Origin of the sequence: Caballeronia sp. GACF4, from assembly GCF_023631025.1 — a bacterium.
Classification (GTDB): Bacteria; Pseudomonadota; Gammaproteobacteria; order Burkholderiales; family Burkholderiaceae; genus Caballeronia.
In genome coordinates, this window is sequence record NZ_JALQDW010000026.1 from 284,628 (window position 1) to 305,781 (window position 21,154).

15 protein-coding genes are annotated in these 21,154 nt (G+C 62.7%); 5 read left to right on the forward strand and 10 right to left on the reverse strand.

Features of this window, described 5'->3' with window-relative positions; all coding sequences use genetic code 11:
* The first annotated feature begins 18 nt into the window (after window positions 1-18).
* Window positions 19-1,323 carry an MFS transporter gene (locus NCR40_RS25180; RefSeq protein WP_244830861.1) on the forward strand — a complete coding sequence of 435 codons (1,305 nt, stop codon included), beginning with the start codon at window positions 19-21 and terminating at the stop codon, window positions 1,321-1,323.
* Window positions 1,324-1,421: 98 nt separating this feature from the next.
* Window positions 1,422-2,333: a LysR family transcriptional regulator gene (locus tag NCR40_RS25185; RefSeq protein ID WP_250469287.1), complete on the forward strand. Its 912-nt coding sequence runs from the start codon at window positions 1,422-1,424 to the stop codon at window positions 2,331-2,333.
* Window positions 2,334-2,342: 9 nt separating this feature from the next.
* Here NCR40_RS25185 and NCR40_RS25190 read toward each other — a convergent pair whose 3' ends face one another.
* Together NCR40_RS25190 and NCR40_RS25195 are read right to left on the reverse strand one after the other, a co-directional pair.
* Window positions 2,343-3,644, reverse strand: coding sequence for an MFS transporter (locus tag NCR40_RS25190; protein WP_250469289.1), 1,302 nt, complete (start codon window positions 3,642-3,644; stop codon window positions 2,343-2,345).
* Between the two features lie 71 nt (window positions 3,645-3,715).
* Window positions 3,716-4,525, reverse strand: coding sequence for a class II aldolase/adducin family protein (locus tag NCR40_RS25195; RefSeq protein ID WP_250469291.1), 810 nt, complete (start codon window positions 4,523-4,525; stop codon window positions 3,716-3,718).
* A gap of 195 nt (window positions 4,526-4,720) precedes the next feature.
* Between NCR40_RS25195 and NCR40_RS25200 the strand changes: the two genes are divergently transcribed.
* Entirely contained in the window at window positions 4,721-5,890 is a 1,170-nt protein-coding gene (locus NCR40_RS25200) for a porin (RefSeq protein ID WP_250469292.1), read from the forward strand.
* 6 nt (window positions 5,891-5,896) lie between these two features.
* Here the strand turns inward: NCR40_RS25200 and NCR40_RS25205 are convergent, their stop codons facing one another.
* Entirely contained in the window at window positions 5,897-6,571 is a 675-nt protein-coding gene (locus tag NCR40_RS25205) for an HAD family hydrolase (RefSeq protein ID WP_250511007.1), read from the reverse strand.
* A 203-nt stretch (window positions 6,572-6,774) separates the two neighbouring features.
* Between NCR40_RS25205 and NCR40_RS25210 the strand changes: the two genes are divergently transcribed.
* Window positions 6,775-7,893: a 3-deoxy-7-phosphoheptulonate synthase gene (locus NCR40_RS25210; protein WP_284507856.1), complete on the forward strand. Its 1,119-nt coding sequence runs from the start codon at window positions 6,775-6,777 to the stop codon at window positions 7,891-7,893.
* 44 nt (window positions 7,894-7,937) lie between these two features.
* On the opposite strand, the gene NCR40_RS25215 is transcribed toward NCR40_RS25210, so the two are convergent.
* A complete protein-coding gene (locus NCR40_RS25215) occupies window positions 7,938-12,815 on the reverse strand; it encodes a response regulator (RefSeq protein WP_250511008.1) in 4,878 nt (1,625 codons plus the stop codon).
* Between the two features lie 224 nt (window positions 12,816-13,039).
* Entirely contained in the window at window positions 13,040-13,828 is a 789-nt protein-coding gene (locus NCR40_RS25220; protein ID WP_250511009.1) for a substrate-binding domain-containing protein, read from the reverse strand.
* Window positions 13,829-14,082: 254 nt separating this feature from the next.
* On the opposite strand from NCR40_RS25220, the gene NCR40_RS25225 reads away from it, so the two are divergent.
* Window positions 14,083-14,997: a tetratricopeptide repeat protein gene (locus NCR40_RS25225; protein ID WP_250511010.1), complete on the forward strand. Its 915-nt coding sequence runs from the start codon at window positions 14,083-14,085 to the stop codon at window positions 14,995-14,997.
* Between the two features lie 252 nt (window positions 14,998-15,249).
* Here NCR40_RS25225 and NCR40_RS25230 read toward each other — a convergent pair whose 3' ends face one another.
* From NCR40_RS25230 to NCR40_RS25250, 5 genes are all read right to left on the reverse strand, one after another.
* Complete coding sequence (locus NCR40_RS25230) at window positions 15,250-16,206, reverse strand: ABC transporter permease (protein ID WP_250511011.1); 957 nt, start codon at window positions 16,204-16,206, stop codon at window positions 15,250-15,252.
* Window positions 16,207-16,213: 7 nt separating this feature from the next.
* Window positions 16,214-17,131 carry an ABC transporter permease gene (locus NCR40_RS25235; RefSeq protein ID WP_244831005.1) on the reverse strand — a complete coding sequence of 306 codons (918 nt, stop codon included), beginning with the start codon at window positions 17,129-17,131 and terminating at the stop codon, window positions 16,214-16,216.
* 62 nt (window positions 17,132-17,193) lie between these two features.
* Window positions 17,194-18,750, reverse strand: a complete 1,557-nt coding sequence (locus NCR40_RS25240) for a sugar ABC transporter ATP-binding protein (RefSeq protein WP_250511012.1) — start codon at window positions 18,748-18,750, stop codon at window positions 17,194-17,196.
* 70 nt (window positions 18,751-18,820) lie between these two features.
* Window positions 18,821-19,828: an ABC transporter substrate-binding protein gene (locus tag NCR40_RS25245; protein WP_244830853.1), complete on the reverse strand. Its 1,008-nt coding sequence runs from the start codon at window positions 19,826-19,828 to the stop codon at window positions 18,821-18,823.
* 105 nt (window positions 19,829-19,933) lie between these two features.
* Entirely contained in the window at window positions 19,934-21,034 is a 1,101-nt protein-coding gene (locus tag NCR40_RS25250; RefSeq protein WP_250511013.1) for a LacI family DNA-binding transcriptional regulator, read from the reverse strand.
* Window positions 21,035-21,154 lie beyond the last annotated feature (120 nt).

Consider the following 21,154-nt stretch of genomic DNA (forward strand, 5'->3'; position numbering starts at 1 on the left):
GAAATCAAGGAGACTGACATGACGCCCGCCATCGACGAAAACAGGCTTTTCAGAAAGATATCCCTGCGCATTCTGCCCGTGCTGATGCTTGGATTTTTCTTTTCCTATTTGAACCGCGTGAACGTGGGGTTCGCCAAGCTGCAGATGTCGAGCGACCTCCATTTCAGCGATGCCGTGTATGGCTTCGGCGCGGGCATCTTTTTTCTCGGTTACTTTCTGCTCGAAGTGCCGAGCAACGTAATCTTGCATCGCGTGGGTGCGCGACGCTGGATTGCGCGAATCATGGTGACGTGGGGCCTGCTTTCGTGCGCGACCATTTTCATCCGCACGCCGACGCAGTTTTATGTCATGCGCTTTCTGCTGGGTCTCGCCGAAGCGGGCTTCATTCCGGGCGCGATCTATTACATGAGTCAGTGGTATCCGGCGGCGCGACGCGGACGCGCATGGGGCGTGTTTTATATCGCGCTGGCATCGTCGGGCGTCATCGGCGGACTCGTGTCCGGCTCGATTCTCGGCTTTCTGTCGGGCGTCGGCGGCATGCGCGGCTGGCAGTGGCTGATCTTGTGCGAAGGCATTCCGACGATACTCCTCGGCATCTATATCTACTTCCGCATGAGCGAGGATATTCGCCGCGTCACGTGGCTGACCGATGGCGAGAAGACGCATCTGAGCACGGTGCTTGCGGCGGAGAATCGCGACAAGATCGCGCATGGCTTCATGAGCCTGCTGGGTCATGGACGCATCTGGGCGCTGGTGCTGATCTATTTCGTCTACAACATGGGGCTGTACGCGATCAGCTTCTGGATGCCGACGCTCGTGCAGAAGATGGGCGTGGCCGATCCGTTCACCATCGGGCTTCTCACGGCGTTGCCGGGCGTGTGCGCGATCATCAGCATGCTGGCGTTCGGATTCTCGGCGGATCGTCGCAAGGAACGCAAGTGGCATCTGATTGCCGCGTTCTCGATGGCCGCGCTTGGCTTTGCGTTGTGCGTCGTGTGGCAGAACCAGCCGGTATTGGGCGTGATCGCGCTGTGCATCGCCAACATGGGCGTGCTGTCGATTCCCGCGTTGTTCTGGAGCTTGCCGACGGCGTTTCTCACCGGCGTGACGGCGGCAGCGGGCATTGCGATGATCAACTCCATCGGCAATCTCGCGGGCTTCGTGTCGCCCTATATGATCGGCTATCTCAAGGACGTGACGGGACGCACGGATGTGGCGTTGATCGTCGTGGCGGCGGGTTTGTTGGTCGGCGCGGTGGCGGTGGGGTGTGTCTTGCGTGGGCGTAGCGGAGTTGGGGCGGCGGGGGTGGGGGTGAGGAGTTGAGGCAGCCGGAAGGCACAGACCGGATGTCCGTGCCTTCCCCGATAGGCCCTGCCAGCGAGGCACGCTACGATGCCTGTTTCCCCAGGCATCGTGACAGCATGAAGGACGAACGCCTCACCGAGATGAGGATCTTCAGGGCCGTCGCCGAGACGGGCGGTTTCACAGCTGCGGCGCTCGCGCTCGATTTGCAGCAGCCTTACGTCAGCCGCACTGTATCCGCGCTGGAGAAGCGGCTCGGCGTATCGCTTTTGAGGCGCTCCACGCGTCGCCTTCAGATGACGCAGGAGGGCACGCAGTATCTCGCGCTCTGCAAGCGCATTCTCGAAGAACTCGAAAGCGGCGAAGCACAACTCTCGCGCGCGGGCCAGCACATGTCCGGCGATATTCGCGTGACCGTGGCTACGTCGTTCGGCATGGATCAGATCGTGCCGCTCATTCCGGCATTTCTCGAACGTTATCCGGGCCTGCGCGTGCGGCTTTCTCTTTCGGATACGCTCGCCGATATCATCGGAGAAGGGTTCGATGTCGCCATCCGCATGGGCAATTTGCAGGACTCGAATCTCGTGAGCCGCAAGCTATGTCATCTGCAGCGAGTGGTCACGGCGTCGCCTGCGTATATCGCCAGACATGGGGTACCCTCGACACCCGCGGAACTCGCCCGACACAACTGCCTGATGTGGGAACCGCCGATGGACCATCTCAACCATTGGCCTTTCATGGTCGGCGGCGAGCGCACGTCCATGCTCATCAACGGCAACTTTCAGACGAGCAGCGGCGTGAGTTCGGTTTATATGTGTCTTGCAGGCGTGGGCATTACGCGGATGGCTGAACACATGGTGTTGCCTTCCATTCGCAGCAACATGCTCGTGCCTTTGCTCACCGACTTTCAATCGAGCGACGAAACCGCGATCTATGTGCTGTATCCGCGCGATTCGACTTTGCATCCGCGCGTGCGTGCGTTTATTGATTACGTGGCGGATAAGCTCCGGCGGCCGCCATGGGCCGCCTGAAGCAACGCGTCATTTGTCCAACGTTCGAGGCAAGCGCATCGTCATGCAGGCGCCGAGCACGAGGAATGCGGAGATCACATACATGCCGACTTCCGCGTGTCCAAGCCACACGTTGAGCAAGCCTACGAGATACGGCGACATGAAGCCCGCGATATTGCCCACTGAATTGATGAACGCCAACGCTGCCGCCACCGATGCTCCCACGAAGAGACTTGTCGGCAAGGCCCAGAACAGCGCGATGCACGAATAGACGCCCGCTGCGGCGACCGACAGGCAAGCTACCGTCACGAGCGGCCCCGCCGACAACCACATGCTTACGGCAAGTCCAACCGCGCCGATCACCATGAACGCCGCGAAGTGGATGCGCCTGCCGCCGGTGCGATCGGCGCTGCGGTTCGACAAATAAAGCGCTATCGCCGCAAAGATGTTCGGCACGGCCGTATAGAGTCCGATGGCGAACGGGTCGGCGACACCGCTGCGCTTGACGAGCGAGGGCATCCAGAAACCGAGCGCATAAAGACCCATGATGAGGCAGAAGTAGATCGCGCAGAACGCCCACAATTTCTTGTTGCCGAGAAAGCCGCGCACGCTCGTATAGTCGATCTTGCTGGCGTTTTCCGCGCGAATGTCGGCGAGCACGAGATTGCGTTCGTCGTCCGAAAGCCAGCGCGCCTTGGCGGGATCGTCGTCAAGAAAGCGCAACACGACGAAGGCGAGCACGATGGCGGGCAGCGCTTCGATCAGAAAAAGCCATTGCCACGGGGCTAGCTGGTCGTTACCTGAAAACGCGTGCAGGATATAGCCGGAAATCGGCCCGCCGACGACGAACGCGAGCGGCGCGCCCATCACGTAGATGGACATTGCGCGACCGCGGTAGCGCGCGGGAAACCACAGCGTGAGCAGATACATGATCGCCGGTGCGAAGCCTGCTTCGGCGGCACCAAGCATGAAGCGCGCAATGTAGAACATGGTCGGCGTCTTGACGAGGACCATCGCCGCAGAAATGACACCCCACGTGAGCATGATGCGCGCAATCCAGCGGCGCGCGCCGACCTTGCGCATCACGAGATTGCTCGGAACCTCGAAGAAGAAGTAGCCGGCGAAGAAGATGCCCGAGCCGAGGCCATAGATGGCGTCGTCGAAGCCGAGTGCATCGAGCATCTGCAACTTCGCGAAGCCAACGTTCACACGGTCCAGATATGCCACGAGATAGCAGATCAAGAGCAACGGCAAGAGCCGCCAGTAAGCCCTGCCATAGATGCGGCCAGCATCCGTTTCCTTGACGGCCTGATCTCCGTATAGCGCTTCCATGCTTGTCTCCTGTATTTTTTAGCGCTTTATCACGGCATGCTCGTATGGCACGCATGCCGCTGGGTCATTGCTCAGTCGAGATATTCCGGCTCCTCTTCGGCGATCTCATACAGCATGGTCTGGAAATGCAGCCAGCTGATGAACGAGTTGCCCAGATGACGATGCGAATACTCGGCATGCTCCGGGTCGATCTGCAACGGGCGCGATTCGGTCGCGTCCATGAGCAGCTGCATCTTGCAACAGTGATCGAGGGCGATGAACGTCCATACTGCATCATCGATGCTATGGCGGCTCGCCGTCAGAAGCCCATGGTTCTGATGGATTACGGCCTTGTGTTCGTTGAAGGCGCGTGCAATCGGATTACCCGATGCATCCGCGACCGGCACCTTGCCCGCGCCGTCGCGCACGACCATATGCGAGCCATAAAACATGCAGGCGTCCTGCGTCACATAGTCGAGCGGCTTGCCCATTGCGGCCCACGCATCGCCATGAACGGTATGCGCGTGACACGACCCGATGATGTCGGGATTGTCAGCGTGGATCGCGGAATGCAGCACGTAGCCTGCGCGGTTCACCGCGTACTTTCCTTCGACCACTGTGCCCGAATGATCGACGAGCACGAGTTGCGAGGTCTTCACGCGTGACCATGGCACGCACATCGGATTGGTCCAGAAGAGTTCGGGATGTTCCGGGTCGCGCACGGTCAGATGGCCGCCGAAGCCGAAGCTGAATCCGTGCCGCGCGAAGATCCGGCATGCGGCGGCGAGATGCTCTTTGCGATAGCGCCGTTCTTCCGCCGAGGAGGAAAACGTGGGCTCTTCGGGGAAAATCAGCCCGTCCTGCGTCGGGCTGTAGATCGATTCCTTTGCTTCCATCAACATCGGTGTCCCCTTGTTCGAAATGTGAGACCCCAGTATAGGAAAGCCTTCCGCAAGAATTCAGTACCGCGCCGGAATAGCATTTATGCAACGCCATGCCGATATTGCGCCCGCACAATTTTGGCGTCGTACGATCAATTGCCAGTCGCCGCTCTCCGGGCAGGCCGTCGCTTTCAATCGTTCATGGAGCTTTCAGCAATGAAAAGGTCAATGTTGATGGTCGCGCTGCCCGCCGCTTTATGCGCAGCTTCGGTGCATGCGCAAAGCAGTGTCACGCTATACGGCCTGATCGACACGGGTATCGTCTACACCAACAATCAGACCGGCCACAGCAACTGGCAGATGCTCAGCAGCGTCACGCAGAACACGGTCTTCGGGCTGAAAGGCAGTGAGGATCTCGGCGGCGGCCTTAAGGCCATCTTCAAGCTGGAGCAAGGCTTCAATCTGAATAACGGCACCAATGCATTCGCGGGCGATGGCTTCGGCTCGCAAGCATGGGTCGGCCTGCAACACGACGACTACGGCACGCTCACGGCCGGGCGTCAATACGACGTGCTCAACGATCTGCTCGGTCCGCTCACCGCCGAATTCAATACGTGGGGCGGCAGCATCTCGGCGCATCCGTTCGAAAACGATAATCTGGCGGCAAACTCGGTCGTCATCAACAACACCGTCAAATACGTCAGCCCCACTTATCGCGGCGTGACGGTCGAGAGCATGTATTCCTTCGGCAATAGCGCCGGAAACTTCGCGGATAACCGCGCGTATGGCTTTTCGGCATCGTACGCGCAAGGGCCGTTCACGGTCGCGGGCGGCTATCTGCAATTGAATAACGCGGGCGGCGGCATTGCGGGGACGAATTTGAATGGCGCGGTGTCGCAAGGGGATGGCAGCGCGAACTTCGTCGCGCAACGGCAGCGCATCTGGGGCGCGGGCGCCAACGCCACCTTCGGGCCGGCGACGGTCGGTCTCGTCTGGTCGCACACGCAACTCGACAATATGAACAGCGTGCTTTCCATCGGGCTCGGCAACTATATTCCGCTCGATGGCACCCTGCGTCTCGACAATTACGAAGCGAACGTGCATTACGCGCTCACGCCCGTGTTGAGCGTATCGGCGGCTTACACGTTCACGGACGGCGCTTATGGCAACGCTGCATCCATCGCTTATCCGTCGTGGCATACGGTCATGTTGCAGACCGACTATTCGCTCTCGAAACGCACGGATGTCTATCTCGAAGGCGTCTATCAGCACGTAAAGGGGGCGCCGCCCGATTCCGTGCTCGGGCAGGCGATGCTCAATACGTTGTCGCCGTCATCGACAGGTACGCAAGTCGGCGTCACTGTCGGCTTGCGGCACGCGTTCTAGCATGATTCAAGGGCGCGCGGCCACTTCGTCGAGATGGAACAGCAGGTCGGCGGGGTCTTCGTAGACGCGCAGCGCGCCCGAGCGTTCCAGTTCGTCGCTGCCATAACCGCCCGACAGCAGGCCGACGCCGAGCGATCGGCAGCGACGCGCCGCGAGCATGTCCCAGATGCTGTCGCCAACCACCACCGTATGCTCGATCGGCACGTTCAGACGCGCGGCCGCCGCAAGGAACAAGTCGGGATCGGGCTTGGCGTATTTCACCTGATCGCGCGTGACGACCACTTGCTTGCCTGGGTCCACGCCCAATGCTTCGAGATTGAACGCCGCCGTTTCCATGCGGCCGCTCGTGGCGATCGCCCAGCGCGTGCCCGCCTGGGTCAGCGCGTCGAGCAATTCGCGCGCGCCCGGCAATGGGCAGACCTGTGCGCGCAGACTTTGATAAGCGTCGGCATGAAGGCGCCGCAGACGTTCCACGCGATCCGCGTTGATCTCCCCATGCGTTTCGCGCAGCAATTGATCGGTGAAGAGGCCGCCGCTCATGCCGATTTTGCGATGAATGCGCCACACCGACAGTTCGATGCCCTCGCTGTCCAGCGCTTCTTTCCACGCGAGCACGTGCTGATAGACGCTGTCGACCAGCGTTCCGTCGAGATCGAAGAGAAAGGATGTTTCGATTCGCATGGTCTGCTCCCTTGATGAATGGCGTGTTCCGGTTCCTTTCATGATACGCACGATCCTCGTCCGCTTTCGGAAATGCGCGACGCATGCGCTTCAAATGCGATAATCGATGTTTGCACCGCGCGGCCAAAAGTGCGCGGTTTTCTCGCATCGAATAGCCGCAACATGCATTCTTTACGCATTCATTACGCCCGACGGAGCTGACCTTGAGCCGCATCGACAATCCCTCCCGCGATCAGGAGGCCGGCGTGGCCGACTCCACGCAAGACACGACCCGTATCGACGATACGCGCATCGGCGCGGTGCGCCCGCTGATCTCGCCAGCGCTTTTGCTCGACGAACTGCCGGTCACGCCCGGCGTGCAGGCGCTCGTGGAAACGAGCCGCGCGCGCATCGCGGACGTTCTGCATGGCCGCGATGACCGCCTCGTGGTCGTGGTCGGACCGTGTTCCATTCACGATCACGACCAGGCGATCGAATACGCGCACCATCTGAAGACCGTCGCGGATCGTCTCGGCGACGATTTGCTGATCGTCATGCGCGTGTACTTCGAAAAGCCGCGCACGACGGTCGGCTGGAAGGGCTATATCAACGACCCGCGTTTGGACGGCAGTTTCCGTATCAACGAAGGTCTGCGCCGCGCGCGTGAGCTTCTGCTGGAAATCAGCGAGCTTGGTCTGCCAACGGGCACCGAATTTCTCGACCTGCTGAGTCCGCAGTACATCGCGGACCTGATCGCGTGGGGCGCGATCGGCGCACGCACGACGGAGAGTCAGAGCCATCGGCAACTGGCGTCGGGGCTGAGTTGCCCGATCGGCTTCAAGAACGGCACGGACGGCGGCGTGCAGGTCGCGGCGGACGCGATCGTCGCGGCGCGCGCGAGCCATGCCTTCATGGGCATGACGAAGATGGGCCTTGCCGCCATCTTCGAAACGCGCGGCAACGACGACTGCCACGTGATCCTGCGCGGCGGCAAAAAAGCACCGAATTACGATGCGGCTAGCGTCGCGGCGAGTTGCGCGGCGTTGGCGGCGCTCGGACAGCGCGAGCAGGTGATGATCGATTGCTCGCATGCCAACTCGAACAAGTCGCATCTGCGGCAGGTGGATGTGGCCGAAGACATCGCGCGGCAACTGATCGCGGGCGAAAGCCGCATCACCGGCGTGATGATCGAAAGTCATTTGGACGAAGGGCGGCAGGACCTCAAGCCGGGCGTGCCGCTCAAGCACGGCGTCTCGATCACGGATGCGTGTCTCGGCTGGAGCCAGACCGAGCCGGTGCTCGAACTGCTTGCCGATGCGGTGAGACAGCGCCGTCGCGGCTAGGCGTGCGTACCTAGCCGTCTCCGCGTTCGGAGACGGCTAGCGGATCACCGAATCACCGCTGCGTTCAACGCTTCGATCAACGCCAGCGGGTCGTAAGGCTTGCGCAACTGCGTCGCGCGCGGCAAGGCCTTGCGTTCGTCGGCGCTCAAGACGAGGTCGTATCCGGTGACGAACACCACGCCGATTCCGGGCGCCTCACGGCTAGCCGCAAGGGCCAGCTCGATGCCCGATTCGCCCGCCAGATCCACATCGGTCAGCAAGAGTTCGAAGCGCTCTTCGCGCAGCAGGGCGAGCGCCTCGGCGACGCTGCCGGCTTCCACGAGATCGAGCCCGAACGTGCGCAGCAACTCGGCGCTGCTTACGCGCACGAGTTCGTTGTCTTCGACGAACAGCACGCGCAGGTGCGAAAGGGCGTCGGCGGGCGCGGCATCGGAAACCGTGTTGCCGGTGACCGTCGCGGGCGGTGCGCTGGAACTCGCGCCCTTGCCGCTAGCCGCGAGCACCTGACGCACCTTGCGGGCGAGCGCCTCATGCATATAAGGCTTGCTCAGCAGATCGATTCCTTCATCGAGCCGTCCCGCATGCACGATGGCGTTGTCCGTGTAGCCCGACGTGAACAGCACCGCGATACCCGGCACGCGTTCGCGCGCCTTTCGCGCCAGTTCGGGGCTGCGTAGCGGACCGGGCATCACGACATCGGTGAAGAGCAGGTCCACGGGCACGCCGCTCTCGACGATAGCCAGCGCGCTTTGCGCATCCTTTGCACGAAGCACGCGATAACCGAGGTCGCCAAGCATGGCGACGACGGTTGCGCGCACTTCTTCGTCGTCCTCGACCACGAGAATGGTTTCGTCGCCGCCGTGCGCGGGGCCGGCGTCGATCGTGGTTTCGAGGTCTTCTTCCTGGCGCGCGCGCGGAAGATAAATGCGTATCGTCGTGCCGTGTCCTTCCTCGCTGTACACCTTCACGTGGCCGCCGGACTGCTTCACGAAGCCGTACACCATCGAGAGTCCGAGACCCGTGCCCTGGCCCTCGCGCTTGGTGGTGAAGAACGGTTCGAACGCGCGTTCCTGCACTTCGGGCGACATGCCCGAGCCGGTATCGGTAACAGCGACCATGACGTATTGGCCGGGCAACAGGTCGGCGTGGCGCTTGGCGTAGTTTTCATCGAGCGATGCATTGCCCGCTTCGATGGTCAGCTTGCCGTGCGCGTTCATCGCGTCGCGCGCGTTGATCGCCAGATTGAGCAGCGCGTTCTCGACCTGGAACGGATCGACGAGCGTGTTCCACAAGCCGCCCGATACGATCGTCTCGATCTCGATGCCGTCGCCCAGCGCGCGGCGGAACATGTCGTCGAGACCGCGCACGAAACGGCCCAGATTGACGACCTTCGGCGCGAGCGGCTGGCGTCTGCCGAACGCAAGCAGCTGCGAGGCGAGGTTCGCGCCGCGCGCCACGCCCGCGAGCGCGCTCTTCACGCGCTGCTCGGGGCGTTCCTGGCCCGCGACGTCCTTTGCCAGCAATTGCAGATTCCCGCCGATCACCTGCAGCAGATTGTTGAAGTCGTGCGCGACGCCGCCCGTCAACTTGCCGATGGCTTCCATCTTCTGCGCCATGCGCAGCGCTTCCTCGGCGTGCCGCAGCGCGTCGGCGGTTTCGCGGTCCGCGGTGACGTCGCGCCCCACGCCGTGTATGCGGCGCGTGGCCGGGTCGATCGACAAGGTCCACGCGATCCAGCGCCAGCCGCCTTCCACGAAGCCGTGCCGGCACTCGTAACGCACGGACGCGCCGCTTTGGCGCAGACTTTCCATCGCGCTCGCGACCGCTTCGACGTCGTCGGGATGGACGAGGTCGAGCATGGTTCGCGCATGCACGCGCTGCAGATCGACGCCGAGCACGGTCGACCACGACGGGCTCACGCGCAGCAGCGCGCCTTCGAAGCTCGTCACGACGAACAGGTCTTCGGTCAGTTCCCACAGCCGGTCGCGGTCCGCGATGGCGTCGGCGACGCGGCGTTCGAGCGTATCGTTGAGATCGTGCAGCGCGGCCTGCGCCTTGGTGCGCTCGGCGATCTCGTCCTGCGCCGCCTGAAAGAGCCGCGCGTTGTCGATGGCGATAGCCGCCTGCGCGGCGATACCCACGACGATCCGCTCCGCGCGCAGGTTGAACATCGCCGGTTCGGGATGACCGAAGAACAGCCCGCCCAGCACTTCGCCCGTGCGCGAGATGACGGGCGCGGCGAGATAGCTGCATACGCTGAGATGACCTTCCGGCATGCCGTAATGCGGCGCGCTCTGGCCGTAGCGCGGGTCTTTGGTGATGTCGTCGGAACGCACCACGCCTTCGCCCGCGAAAGTCGGGCCGAAGAGCGCGGTGTTGCGCGGCATGGGAAAGCGCGAAAACGCGTCTTTCGGCACGCCGGAGATGGAATAGAGCGTGTAGCTCTCGCCCTTGTCGTCGAGCAGGTTGTAGAAGAACGAGCCGAAGGCCGCGCCGGTGAGCTCGGTGGCGGCATCCACGACGACCTGCACGGCGCGCGACAGATCGAGCTCGCCCGCGACCGTGGTGCCGACGTCGTTCAGAATCTCCAGCATGCGCGACTCTTCGCGCAGGTTCTCCTCGGACGCGCGCCGCAGCCGCGCGATGCGCAGATTGCTCGCGACTCGCGCAAGCAATTCTCGCGCGGCGAAGGGCTTAGTCAGATAGTCGTGCGCGCCAGCCTCGAGACCGCCCAGGCGCGCTTCCTCGCCCGCGCGCGCGGACAGCAGCACGACCGGTGTCTCGCGCAGCGCTTCGTCGGCGCGCACCGCGTTCAAGAGGCCGAAGCCGTCGAGGCGCGGCATCATCACGTCCGACACGATCACTTCGGGATGCCCGGTGCGAGCCGCTTCGAGCGCGCTCTCGCCGTCGGCCGCGACGCTCACTTCGTGGCCCGCCGCGACCAGCATGCGACGCATGTATTCGCGCAGGTCGGCATTGTCGTCGACCACCAGCACGCGGCCGCGGATTTCATCGGCGGATGCGCTGGCGTTCGCGCCCGCGCCGAGCGGTGTTTCGTCGTCGAGGGCGAGCGCCGGTTCGCTTGCGTCGGGAATCCAGCGCAAGGCGGCATCGACATAACTGCGCGCGCCGCTGCTGGCTTGCGCGCGCGGCGTATCGGCATGTTGCGCGTCGACTCGTTCATGCGCGGCGGGCAGCGTCACGGTAAAGCACGTGCCCTCGCCGGGACTGCTTTGCACGCTGATGGCGCCGTCGTGCAGCTTGACGAGCTCCTGAACCATTGCAAGGCCGATACCGCTGCCTTCCACCGAGCGCCCGGTCGCGCCCGCCACGCGATGAAAGCGCTCGAACACGCGCGCCAGTTCCGCCTCCGCGATGCCGATGCCGGTATCGCGCACGCTCATCTCCACGCGCTGCGCGGCGTTCGTGCGCAGCGTCACTTCGATCGTGCCGCGAAACGTGAACTTAAACGCGTTCGACAGCAGGTTCATCACGACTTTTTCCCACATGTCGCGATCGATGTCTGCGAGCACCGGCGTCGAGGGAATGTCGATGTAAAAGCGCAGCCCCGCCGATTCGATGGCCGAGCGAAACAGCGAGGCCAGCTCCGCCGTGAACGCGCCGATGTCAGTGGTCTGCCGATGAATCTCGATACGCCCTGCCTCGATGCGCGAAAAGTCGAGCAGCGCGTTGACGAGCTTGAGCAGGCGCAAGCCATTGCGATGCGTGATTTCGAGCAGACGCACTTCGTCGCCCGCGCGCTCCGGCTTCGTCAGCAGGTCTTCGAGCGGGCCGAGCATCAGCGTGAGCGGGGTTCTGAACTCGTGGCTGATATTCGAGAAGAAGGTGGTCTTGGCGCGGTCGATTTCGGCAAGCGCCTCGGCGCGGCGGCGTTCTTCCTCATAGGCATGCGCGGCGCCGATGGCCGCGCCGATCTGGCCGCCCACGAGGTTCAGGAACGCGCGATAGCCTTCGTCGAAGAGACGGTATGGATTGAGCGCGGCGATCAGCACGCCCGCGCGCCCGGTCTCGCCCGACGGCGCGATAGGCAGCAGCACCGCGTGCGTCGGCGCGGCGTTCCACGAGCCGGTGGGCAGCGGTCCTTCGATGAAACCCTTCAGATTGGTCACGAGCCGCGCTTGGTTGTCGCGCAGCACTTCGTGAACGGGCCACGCGCCCGCATGCGCCGCGTGCAGCACTTCCGGCGCGGCCGCACTGCCCGGCGCGATGCCGCATGCGCCGGTGAGCGTGGCGCTTTCGTCGCCGGGCTCGGCTGTATAGAGCAACGCGAAAGGCATGTCGCGCGCGGCATTCGCGAGCACGTTCATCGAACGTTCGCAGGCCTCGCGCCACGAACGCGCGTTCGCGGCCGACGCAGCCAGTTCGCGCAGTACGAGCAACTGGCGTTCGCCAAGCACGCGTTGGGTATCGTCGCTATTGGCGCAGATGATGCCGCCCGCGCCGCCGCGATCGTCCGGAATCGGGCTATAGGAGAACGTGTAGTACGTTTCCTCCGGGAAGCCGTTGCGTTCCATGATGAGCAGCTTCTGCTCGACGAAGGTTCCTTCGATGCCGGCAAGCGCGGTGTCGAGCAGCGGGCCGATCTCGTTCCAGATTTCGCGCCACACGACCGACGTCGGCTGACCGAGCGCTTGCGGATGCTTGCCGCCGATGATCGACTTGTAAGGATCGTTGTAGAAGAACAGGAGGTCGGGACCCCAGCCGACCCAGATCGGCTGCCGCGAGGTGAGCATGATGCGCACGGCCGTCTTGAGACTCTGCGGCCATTGTTCGGGCGAGCCGAGCGAGGTTTGCGTCCAGTCGAAAGCGCGGATGAGCGCGCCCATTTCGCCGCCGCCGAGCAGAAAGCTCGGCTCGGGCGCGTCGGTGCGCGTGTCCGGTATCAGCTTGTCAGCTTCCATTGACGCAGGTTCTCCTCGCTGCATGTCTTTTTTGCATGTCGTTTCGCGTGTGGATCGGCTCGACGCGGCTTGGCCCAGCGAACGGCTTTTCAACTATTGAGCGGACCAATCTTGCCTGTGGAGGCGCTCGCGCAAGCATCTCGATTTTCGCACGGAACGCCGTTTTCGCTTCGCAAATACGCATCAAACGCAAGGTGAACCGGCGCGTGGCACCTGCCTGCGCTTCAATGCGCGGCGATCGGGTCGAGTCCGGTGGCGCGCACGGTGTCTTGTGCCTGCGGCGAAGCGAGGTAGCGAAGCAAGGCGCGCGCCTCCTCCGGGTGCTTCGAGCCAACCGGAATGCCCGCTGCGAAACGCGTGACGGACTGCACGGACTCCGGAATCCTCCCGACGAAATCCGCGCCTTGTACCGGTAACAGTTCGCTCACTTGCTGGAAGCCGAGTTCGTACTGACCGTCCGCGACGACCGAGGCCACGGGAATCTTCGGGATCATCTTCGCCTTGGGTTTCACCTGATCTTCGATGCCGAGTTTCTTGAACATCTCGTTCTGGATATAGACGCCGCTCGCGCTGTCCGAATAAGCGATCGATTTTGCGTGCAGCAGCGTTTCCTTCAATGCATCGACATTGCCGATGTCGGGTTTCGGCGCGCCGGCTTTCACCGATACGCCGATGCGCGAATCGGCGAGTTCGACACGCGAGTCCGGCATGACCTTGCCTTCCTTGATGAGATCGTCGAGCGCGTAGCCCACCATGATGACGACATCGGCGGGTTCGCCGCGCGCGAGTCGATTGGGGATGGCTTCGGGCGCCTTGCCCATCGACGGGCCGAGTTGGGTATCGAGCGTATTGCTGGTTGCGGCCGTGAATTTCGGGCCGAGGATTTTATAGGCGGCGGTGAAGCCTCCTGAACTCATGACATGAAGCTCCTCGGCTTGCAAGGAAACAGGCGCGGCAATGGCGCCGAAAGCGATAAAAACGAATGCGGCGCGTCTTGAGAAGAGTGGTTTCATAGGCGGCTTGTTTGGTGGTTCAATGGCTGGGCCAGGTTGGATTTGGTCATAACTTTTTGCACTATACTGAAATCGATGCGTTATCGTTCGGCCTTCGTTTTTGCGGGCACCGGTACGAATGTGGAAACAACGCCGCGACTTGATTCGCGAAGAGGGATCAAGCGAACGCCTCATCTCCCGTCCGCAAGACGAAATAACAGAGATCTACCTGAGATCGAATTAGTTTGGTTTCCTACGCAAGAGAAATAATCACCATGCCTGAAGACAATGATCGAAACGTAACGATGACATTTGCTGAAGCCGAAGCGAAGTTTCGTCAGGACATCGAGGCCAATCCTTCCTCGGTTGCAGCAAAAAACAATCTCGCGCTGGTGCTGCGCCAGCTTGGCCGCTTCGCCGAAGCAGAGACGTTGTTGAACGAGGCGCGGACTCTGCAGCCCACGTCCGCCGACATTATTGTCAATCTGGCGCTTGTCATGGCAGATCAAAAGCGTTTCGCCGACGCCGCATCCTTTTGCCGTGAAGCGCTGGCTATCAGGCCGGATTCCTCACTCGCGCACTGGATGCTCGGCTGCATCCTCAGCGACGAAAAGCGCGAGTCGGAAGCCGAGGACGCTTTTCGCCAGGCTATCCATCATCAGCCGGACATGGTTCAGGCGCATTGCGCGCTGTCTGATCTGCTGCGCCGTCGGCAGCGTCTGCCGGAAGCCGAGGTTGCAGCGCATGCTGCCATCGAAGCGCAGCCGCAGTCGGTCTCCGGCTATCTTGCGCTCGGTGATGTCCTTTGCGCCGCCGTTCGTCTAACCGAAGCCGACACTGCATTTCATCGTGCGCTGGACATCGATCCCAAATCGGCGGAAGCCTATTGCGGTCTGGGCAATGTGTCGGAACGACGCTTCAATCCGGCCGAGGCCGAGGCGCACTTCAAGGAAGCTTTGGCACGGCGTCAGCCGTTTTTCGAGGCGAGCATCGGTTTAGGCATGGCCATGCTCAATCTCGGCCGATTCGCCGAGGCGGAAGGTGCGCTGCGTCAGGCGCTGGCCATTCGCCCCGACGACGCGCGCGCGAAGGATGCGCTCAACTTCGTTCTTACGCGTCAACTTAAACCGGCCCCGCTTGTACCAGGGACGGTGTTTGCAACTCCGCCGAACCAGAAGACGTCGCCCTAATGCTTGGGTAAGCCGGGCGATTGTTCCTGCGAGGAGCATGTCGAACACAACACCTCTCGCTGCTCCGTGCCACTTTCCATGGCGATGCAGCGAGCAGAATGCCCCAGGCATGACCGGACCCTTCACGCGTTCGCGGGGAAGGGTCCGCACTTTGCCGGTTGCATCGATCGCAAGGCGCGGCGCTGCTTGCTAAAGCGGCGTTTCGTCGCGATAGACTTCATCAAGCTCCAACGCTCGTGCAACATCCAAACTCTACCGCGCCACCTTCGCCACCAACGCTTTCCTGTTCAGCACCCGCGCCTGCAGCACGATCACGAGCAGCAGGAACAACCCGCGAATCACCGACTGCCAGTAAGCCGATAACGAGATATAGCCCAGGCCGTTCTCGAAGTTGAGCAGATTGAAGACGAGGCCGAGCAGTGCGACGCCCGCAATGGTCATCGCGATAGAGCCGTCGCCGCCTGTCAGACGCGTGCCGCCGAGCACCACCGCCGAGATCGCGAACAGTTCCCAGCCGATTCCTTCGTTCGGCTGTCCCGCGCCGAATTGCGCCGCGAGAATCGCGCCGGCGATGCCCGCGAGCAAGCCGCTCACGGCATACACGGCGACGAGCGTGCGATCCACATTCAGTCCCATCAGACGCGATGCTTCCTCGCTCCCGCCGATAGCCAGCGCATGCCGCCCGAAGCGCGAGCTGCGCAGCGCGATCCAGCCGACAATCGCCGCCGCGGCCGCGACGAGTCCCGGAATTGGCAAGCCGAAGAGATCGCCTTGGCCGAAGTTGGCGAAGCTGGTGTCCGACGAGATGGCGACGGCATCGTTATGGCCGAGCAGAAGCGCGAGGCCATGCGCGCCGAGACTCGTCGCCAGCGTAACGATGAAGGGCAGTATCCGCAGATGCGTGATCACGAGCCCGTTGAGCAGGCCCACCGCGAGACCGGCAGCCGAGCCCGCGAGCACCGCCGCCACGCCGCCATGCGGACTCGCGAGCGCCGCGACCACGCTTGCGAGCGCGGCCACCGCGCCCACGGACAGATCGATACCGCCCGTGATGATGACGAACGCCATGCCGATGGAAATCAGCGCGAACATGGAGTTGTAGCGCCAGAACGACGTCACGTTGTATTCGGATGCAAAGTGCTCGTACCGCACGACGCCAAGCACGAGCAGCGCCGCGAGCGCGATGAGAATCGGGAGGTTCTTCTTCATGTCGTCGTCAGCCTCGCTTTCTCTGCACGTACACGGCGGCGATGATGATCGCGGCTTTCAGCACCAGCGCGGCGGCATCCGGAATGCCGTGTGCAAGCAGCGTATAGCGCAGCAACTGGATGATGAGCGCGCCGATCAGCGTGCCCGTGATATACGCCTTGCCGCCCGTGAGCGCGGTGCCGCCGACGGCCACGGCCGCGATGGCATCGAGTTCCACGCCGAGGCCGACCACGTTCGCATCCGACGACGAATTCACCGAGATCGAAATCAGTCCGGCCAGACCCGCGAGCGCCGCGCACGCCGTGTACGCGATCATCTTCACGCGCGCGGTCGGAATGCCGGAAAGATACGCCGCTTCCTCGTTGCCGCCCGTCACGAGCAGATATTTGCCGAAGAGCGTCTTACGCACGATCCACGTAAAGATGGCGACGAGCGCGAGCATGAGCAGGATCTGAAACGGCACGCCCGCCACGCGGCCCAGCGCAATCCACTGAAACGCGGGATTGTTGAAGGCCTGCAGGCTGCCATCGGTGACGACCTGCGCAATGCCGCGTCCCGCGATGAACAGCACGAGCGTCGCGACGATAGGCTGCACATTCAGCCGCGTCACGAGAAAGCCGTTGAAGACGCCGCATAGTGCCGCCGCCACGATCGGCAAGGTGAATGCGAGCAGCAAGCCGCCCGGCCCGTCGATGTTCATGAAGAGCATCGGCGCGAGCGCACCGGAGATGGCCATCGAAGCGCCCACGGACAGGTCGATGCCGCCTGTCGCCACCACGAGCGTCATGCCGATGCCGACGATCACGATCGTCACCACCTGCGTGAGGTTGACGTTGAAGGTCTGCAGCGACCAGAAGTGATCGGTAAAGAGCAGGTTGAAGAGGATCATCGCGACGAGCACGACGATCTCGCGTTGAATCGCCATGCCGCGCTTTTTCTTCCGCGCGGGCGCGGTTTCCGCGACGATAGGTGCGCCGGTTTTCTCTATCACGACTCGGTTCCTTGAGCGGCCGAAGCCAATGTCGATTCCTCGCCCGTGCCGTAAGCGATCGCATCCATGATCGAGGTCTCGGTCATCTGCGCGCCGTCCAGTTGCGCGACCGTTTCGCCGTCGCGGATCACGACCGCGCGATCGGCCACCGCCGTCAACTCTTCCAGTTCCGATGCCGACAGCAGCACCGCAAGCCCCGCATCGCGCAACTCACGCACGATTTTCGCGACATCGGCTTTCGCGCCGACGTCGATACCGCGCGTGGGTTCGTCGAGCAGCAAGAGACGCGGGTTGGTCGCGAGCCAGCGCGCGAGCAGCACCTTCTGCTGATTGCCGCCCGATAGCTCGCGGATCGGCTGATCCGGCGAGCGCAGTTTGATGCCGAGCGAGGTGATGAAGCCATCGACGATTTCGCGCTGTTTGGCCACGTCGATCACGCCGCGTCTGGTCAGCGCCGGCAGGCACACGAGCGTGAGGTTGTCGCGCACGGAAAGCTCCGGCACGATGCCTTCGGCCTTGCGATCCTCGGTGAGATAAGCGATGCCGCGCGCGATGGCGTCTTTCGGCGACTTGAATGCGACCTCCGCGCCGTCGACCGCGAGTGTGCCGTTGGACGGACGGTCCGCGCCAAACAACAGGCGCATGGTTTCCGTGCGGCCCGAGCCGAGCAATCCGGCGAGTCCGACGGCTTCGCCCGCGTGGACATCGAGCGTGACGTCGGTGACTTTCGCGCCCGCCGAGAGACCCTGCGCGCGCAACGCCACCGCGCCGCGCTTGGCGAGATTCGCTTCCTTCACGGCATCGTCTTCGTGCACGACGGCGGCAAGCGTGCGGCCGAGCATGGTCGTGACGAGCTTGAGCTTGTCCATCTCCTGCATGCTGCTTTCGGCGACGGTCTGGCCGTCGCGCATCACCGTGACGCGGTCGCACAGTGCATAGAGTTCATCCAGCCGGTGCGACACGAAGATGACCGCGCGGCCGTCGTCACGCAAGCGGCGCACGACCGTGAACAGCAATTCGACTTCACGCTCGTCGAGCGAGGAAGTCGATTCGTCCATGATCACCATCTTCGCATCCGACGATACCGCGCGCGCCAGCGCGACCATCTGCTGAATGGCGGTGGAGTATTCGCGCACGGGCTTTTTGACGTCGATGTGAAGGCCGAACGATTCGAGCAATTCATGCGCGCGCCGCTGCACGGTTTTCCAGTCGATGAGTCCGAAGCGGCGCGGTTCGCGTCCGAGAAAGATGTTCTCGGCCACCGACCGGAACGGCACCAGGTTGATCTCCTGATAGATCGTGCTGATGCCCGCTTCACGCGCTTCCTTGGGCGTGCGGAAATCGGTTTCGCGGCCATCGAAACGAATCGTGCCCGCGGTCTTTCTATACGCGCCCGTGAGAATCTTGATGAGCGTGGACTTGCCTGCGCCATTCTGGCCGATGAGCGCGTGCACTTCGCCCGCCGCCACGGTGAGGCGGGCGCGCTTCAATGCGGGCACACCGCCGAAAGCGATGTCGATGTCCTGCATGTCGAGGAGGGGAGCGTTGGGCATGGCGTCGGTGTTCGTCCGGAGAAAAGAGCGGGCGTCCGTGAATAGACGCCCGCGAACCAGCCAACTGCGCTCAATACCCGTACTGCATGCTTTCCTTGACGTTGCTCTTGTCGTAGAAGCGGTCCGAGACCTTGACCCACGGCGGGATGGTTTCGCCCTTCGCGAACTTCTGCGCGACGTCGCACGCGAGCGGGCCGAAGAACGGACTCGACTGCACGCTTGCGCCCAGTTCGCCCGCCTGAATGGCTTCGAGTCCGCCCTTGGTGCCGTCGATGGTCACGAGCACGATGTCCTTGCCCGGCTGCTTGCCGGCCGCCTTGATCGCCGCGATTGCGCCGAGCGCCATTTCGTCGTTATGCGCGTAGACGGCGGTCACGTCCGGATGCGCCTGCAACAGCGTTTCCATGACCTGACGACCCTTGTCGCGCGCGAAATCGCCGCTTTGCGACGCGACGATCTTCATGCCTGAGTTCTTCGCGATGACATCGTCGAAACCTTTCTTGCGGTCGTTTGCCGCGGAGGCGCCGGTCGAGCCTTCCAGTTCGATGATCGTCGCCTTGCCGTTGGTCGCCTTAACGAGCCAGTCGGCGGCGCGCTGACCCTGATCGATGAAGTCCGAACCGATGAACGTGATGTAGTCGCGGCCGGCCTTTACCGTCGATTGATCGACGTTGCGGTCGACGAGTATCACCGGAATGCCGGCTTTCTTGGCCTGCAGGATGACCGGCACGAGCGGCTTCTCTTCGCGCGGCGGGAACACGAGCAGATCGACGTGCTGCGCGATCATGCTTTGAATGTCCGATACCTGCTTCGCGGCCGAACTGTTCGCGTCGGTCATGACTACCTGCCAGCCGCATTTCGCGGCGACATCCTTGAAGCTCTTGGTTTCCGCAAGCCGCCACGGATTGTTGCTCTCGGTCTGCGCAAAGCCGACCTTGAGCGGCTTCTTGTTGGCAATCTTCGGCAAGCCGTCATCGGCGGCATGGGCCGCGCTGAAACCCATGGCGAGCGTCAGGGCGGCAAGCGTGGCGGCGAGCGGGCGCAAGCCCAGGCGAGTGTTCTTTTCTAGCGACAGCATGTCTTCCTCCGATAGGGATGGGTGCCTTCTTCTATTGATGCCGATGCTTATGTGTTGCCCGGTCTGCTGCTGCGAGAGTTGATTTCCGGCGAGGGCGTAGTCGGTTTATGACTCGTCATCGCTAATGATATTAATTGCGAGTTGCTTTGCTTCGGTAATTTCCCTGACGGAACCGCGTTCGATGAGCGGGCCGTCCAGCTTCACGGTGCGGCGTCGCACCGGTGCGCCGGCCGCGCGGTTGTGTTCTTCCTGCAGTAGCGTTTCCACGGCCCAGCGACCCAGGTCGTAGTTGGGCAAGACCACGCTCGACAGCGGCGGATGCGTATGGCGCGCGATCTCCTGATCGTCGTAGCCGAGCACGGAGACATCGTCGGGCACGCGCAGTCCGAGTTGCTTGAGCGCTTCGATTGCACCGAGCGCCATCAGGTCGTTGGCGCAGAAGATGGCCGTCGGCGGATTCGCCTCGCGCATCAATGAAAGCGTCTGCTCGAATCCAGTGGCCGGTCCCCAGTCGCCTTCGCGGACCAGTTCCGGCGCAAACGGCAGGTCCGCCGTCGCCAATGCCGTGCGATAACCCTTGAGCCGGTCGCGCGCCGCGTCTTGCCACGGTTCGCCGTTGATATAACCAATTCGCCGATGCCCCGCCGCCAGCAAATGATCCGTCGCCGTGTGACCGCCCGCGACCTCCGCCGGCACGACCGAAGACACGTTCGCTTCGCTCGCATAGCAATTGAGCAGCACGGTCGGCACCTGTTCGAGCGCGGCGGGCACGGTGACGCGGCGCGTGTAGACCGTCGCGTAGATCACGCCGAGCACGTCCGGATTGCCGAGCGTCGCGTCGAGCACGCGCGCCTCGATTTCCGCGTTGCCGTGCGTCGAATAAACCGCGAGCATGCGGCCGTGCGCGAAGGCGGCATCGCGCGCGCCGTCGATGCTCACCACCGGATGCGGACTGGTCGAGATTTCATCGGCCAGATAGACGATCAGATTGCGCTCCGCCGTATCCAGCGGCGCAAACGAAAGCGGCTCGCGCTGCGTCATGCGATAGCCGAGTTCGTGCGCGGCGCGCAGCACCTTGTCGCGCGTGGCGTCCGAAAACTTCGCGCCGGACGCGTTGTTCAGCACGAGCGATACCGTCGATTGCGAGACTCCGGTGAGTTTCGCGATGTCGGTCATCGTCGGGCGGCGTTGGGTGGTTTTCTTCATCTGGCGCGCCGTCGTAACGGCGGCGATTCATCCGTGAGCGTGCCGCTAATATTAATGATGATTCCGCGAAATGCCGCTCGGGGTTTGCACTGGTTTTGCGTGGAAAATTACTAATAATAT

What these genes read in the sequence shown, in the direction of transcription:
- NCR40_RS25180 (WP_244830861.1), top strand. Translation starts at nt 19, where the DNA reads ATGACGCCCGCCATCGACGAAAACAGGCTTTTCAGAAAGATATCCCTG.
- NCR40_RS25185 (WP_250469287.1), top strand. Translation starts at nt 1,422, where the DNA reads ATGAAGGACGAACGCCTCACCGAGATGAGGATCTTCAGGGCCGTCGCC.
- NCR40_RS25190 (WP_250469289.1), bottom strand. Translation starts at nt 3,644, where the DNA reads ATGGAAGCGCTATACGGAGATCAGGCCGTCAAGGAAACGGATGCTGGC.
- NCR40_RS25195 (WP_250469291.1), bottom strand. Translation starts at nt 4,525, where the DNA reads ATGTTGATGGAAGCAAAGGAATCGATCTACAGCCCGACGCAGGACGGG.
- NCR40_RS25200 (WP_250469292.1), top strand. Translation starts at nt 4,721, where the DNA reads ATGAAAAGGTCAATGTTGATGGTCGCGCTGCCCGCCGCTTTATGCGCA.
- NCR40_RS25205 (WP_250511007.1), bottom strand. Translation starts at nt 6,571, where the DNA reads ATGCGAATCGAAACATCCTTTCTCTTCGATCTCGACGGAACGCTGGTC.
- NCR40_RS25215 (WP_250511008.1), bottom strand. Translation starts at nt 12,815, where the DNA reads ATGGAAGCTGACAAGCTGATACCGGACACGCGCACCGACGCGCCCGAG.
- NCR40_RS25220 (WP_250511009.1), bottom strand. Translation starts at nt 13,828, where the DNA reads ATGAAACCACTCTTCTCAAGACGCGCCGCATTCGTTTTTATCGCTTTC.
- NCR40_RS25225 (WP_250511010.1), top strand. Translation starts at nt 14,083, where the DNA reads ATGCCTGAAGACAATGATCGAAACGTAACGATGACATTTGCTGAAGCC.
- NCR40_RS25230 (WP_250511011.1), bottom strand. Translation starts at nt 16,206, where the DNA reads ATGAAGAAGAACCTCCCGATTCTCATCGCGCTCGCGGCGCTGCTCGTG.
- NCR40_RS25235 (WP_244831005.1), bottom strand. Translation starts at nt 17,131, where the DNA reads ATGGCGATTCAACGCGAGATCGTCGTGCTCGTCGCGATGATCCTCTTC.
- NCR40_RS25240 (WP_250511012.1), bottom strand. Translation starts at nt 18,750, where the DNA reads ATGCCCAACGCTCCCCTCCTCGACATGCAGGACATCGACATCGCTTTC.
- NCR40_RS25245 (WP_244830853.1), bottom strand. Translation starts at nt 19,828, where the DNA reads ATGCTGTCGCTAGAAAAGAACACTCGCCTGGGCTTGCGCCCGCTCGCC.
- NCR40_RS25250 (WP_250511013.1), bottom strand. Translation starts at nt 21,034, where the DNA reads ATGAAGAAAACCACCCAACGCCGCCCGACGATGACCGACATCGCGAAA.